This is a genomic window from Ancylomarina sp. (assembly GCF_041555295.1).
Classification (GTDB): Bacteria; Bacteroidota; Bacteroidia; order Bacteroidales; family Marinifilaceae; genus Ancylomarina.
The window spans coordinates 1-2,621 of sequence record NZ_JBFFKR010000386.1 but is presented as its reverse complement, the minus strand read 5'-3'; the positions used below and the strand labels follow the sequence as shown (position 1 = coordinate 2,621).

Sequence of the window (2,621 nt, the reverse complement as noted above, 5' to 3'; positions counted from 1 at the left end):
TGTCGATATTTTGGCAGCAGCAAACGAACTACCCGAAAAATTGCTTGCTTTTCTTAAAGTGAGTCCGGGAATAGCAACGAAAACCGAAATTGACAATAAAATCAAAAGCAATCTCGAAAAAATTGTTCTCTTACTAAGAACGCAAACCGGACATGATTTTTCTTTATATAAAAAAAACACCTTATTTCGAAGGATAGAACGGCGGATGCAGGTTCATCAAATTGATAAGATTGCAAATTATGTTCGCTTTTTACAACAGAATCCAAATGAAATAGATATTCTTTTCAAAGAGTTACTAATTGGCGTAACTAAATTTTTTCGTGACGCTAATGTTTGGAAGAAGCTTGAGGATAGTGTATTACCTGATTTGCTTAATGAATTGCCCAGCGGCTATGTTCTACGGGCATGGATTACGGGCTGCTCAACGGGCGAAGAAGCCTATTCATTGGCAATTGTTTTTAAAGAAGCCTACGAAAAAATAAAAGATGATAAGCGACTTTCGCTTCAAATATTTGCCACTGATATTGATAGCGATGCCATTAAGAAGGCCAGAAAAGGATTTTTTAGTCAAAATATAATTGCCGATATTTCTACAGAGCGAATAAACCGTTTTTTCATTAAAGCTGAAAACGGTTACTTTATAAAGACTTCCATACGTGAGATGATTGTATTTGCACCGCATAGTGTTATTAAAGATCCGCCTTTTACAAAATTAGATCTTCTTTTGTGCCGGAATTTATTAATTTATTTGGAACCCAGATTACAAAAAAAGATAATGAATTTGTTTCATTACAGTCTTAATGCCGAGGGAATAATGATACTCGGAAGTGCAGAAAATGATAATTCTCAAAACAATCAATTTACACCGATTGATGTAAAACTGAAATTTTATAAACGCTCGAAAACAAAGGTGGAGAAGGAGTTTTTGGATTTCCCAAGAGCATTCACTCATATAAAAAAACAAATCGTTGAAGAAATTAAACCATCCAATATGACTGAAAATATTCAAACACTTGCTGACCAGTTAATTCTGCAGAAATTTTCGCCTGCTAGTGTATTGATAAACGAGGAAGGCGATATTTTATATATTACAGGTCGAACAGGTAAATATTTAGAACCGGCAGCTGGAAAAGCAAACTGGAATATTTACGCTATGGCACGCGAAGGCTTGAATAATGAACTATTAGGTGCAGTACGCAAAGCAAAACAAAATTACGAGCCTGTAAAATTACTGAATATAAAAGTTGGAACAAACGGGGATACTCAGATCGTGGATATTACGCTTCAGCAAATTGAAAAGCCCGAAATAATTAAGGGAGCCATTATGATTGTTTTTTCTGATGTTTTGGATATTCCACGAGCTACAAACAGAAAACTGCCAAAGGGTAAAAAAAATTCAACCATACGCGAACAAGAGTTAGAACTTCAATTGCAGCATGCTAATGAGGAGATACAAAGCACAAAAGAAGATATGCAAACCACGCAGGAAGAATTAAAATCAACCAATGAAGAAATACAATCGACCAATGAGGAATTGCAATCAACCAATGAAGAACTGACCACCTCAAGGGAAGAAATGCAAAGTCTGAATGAGGAACTGCAAACCGTAAATAATGAGCTGCAAAGCAAAATAGCTGATTTTGTAATCGCTGACAATGACATGAAAAACCTCTTGGATAGCACCGATATTGCTACTTTATTTCTCGACAAAGACTTAAATATTCGCCGTTTTACAAACCAGCTAACAAAATTGTTCAAACTTCGACCCATTGATATTGGTAGACCTTTTACCGAAATGGTTACCGATTTGCAGTACCTTGATATGGCAGAACATTGCAGGGAAGTTTTGAGATCACTAGTATATAAAGAAACAGATATTTCAACCCACGACCAAAGGTGGTTTACGGTTCGTATTATGCCTTATCGCACAACCGATGACCGTATCGATGGTCTGGTCATAACATTTGTTGAAATCACAACCGCTAAAAAATTGGAAGAAGAACTCAAAGAGAGTATTAGAATACTTCGTGAACATAATTTGTATAAGCCATGAGAACACAAAATGTTATTATAGAAGAAGCCCTCTTGCTTCGCCAAAAGGCAGAAAAACTTTTGAAAATTAAGCAAACCAAAACGGGCTTACCTTTTTCAGAAGCGGATACTTTGAAACTAATTCACGAATTGCAGGTTCATGAAATTGAACTTGAATTGACAAACGAGGAATTATTGTTGGCAAATAAAAAGATAAATGATCTTGCTAAAGAAAAATACAAGGAACTTTATGATTTTGCACCTTCGGGCTATCTTACCCTTTCACATGAGGGTGAAATTATTGAACTTAATTTTGTTGCCGCTGATTTACTTGGAAAGGAACGTTCTCCCTTAATATGTAAGCGTTTCGATTCTTTTGTATCTGCAAATACACGATCAACTTTCAATCTCTTCCTTCAGGATATTTATTCCAGCAATAAAAAAATATCCTGCGAAGTCATATTAAACAAAGAAGGTAATCGTCCAATATGTGTAAATATAGATGGCGTTGCGGACAAAGTCAACGACTTTTACCTTTTAACATTAATCGATATTTCGGAAAGAAAACAAGCCGAACTGGATTTATTGGA

2 protein-coding genes are annotated in these 2,621 nt (G+C 35.5%); both read left to right on the top strand.

From position 1 onward, the window contains the following. Positions 1-2,053, top strand: a 2,053-nt coding sequence (locus ABY905_RS16270) for a CheR family methyltransferase (protein ID WP_372645773.1), incomplete at its 5' end; no start/stop codon positions are given. Beyond that, on the top strand, positions 2,050-2,621 hold a 572-nt coding region (locus ABY905_RS16265; protein ID WP_372645771.1), incomplete at its 3' end, for a PAS domain-containing protein. The genes ABY905_RS16270 and ABY905_RS16265, both read left to right, overlap by 4 nt.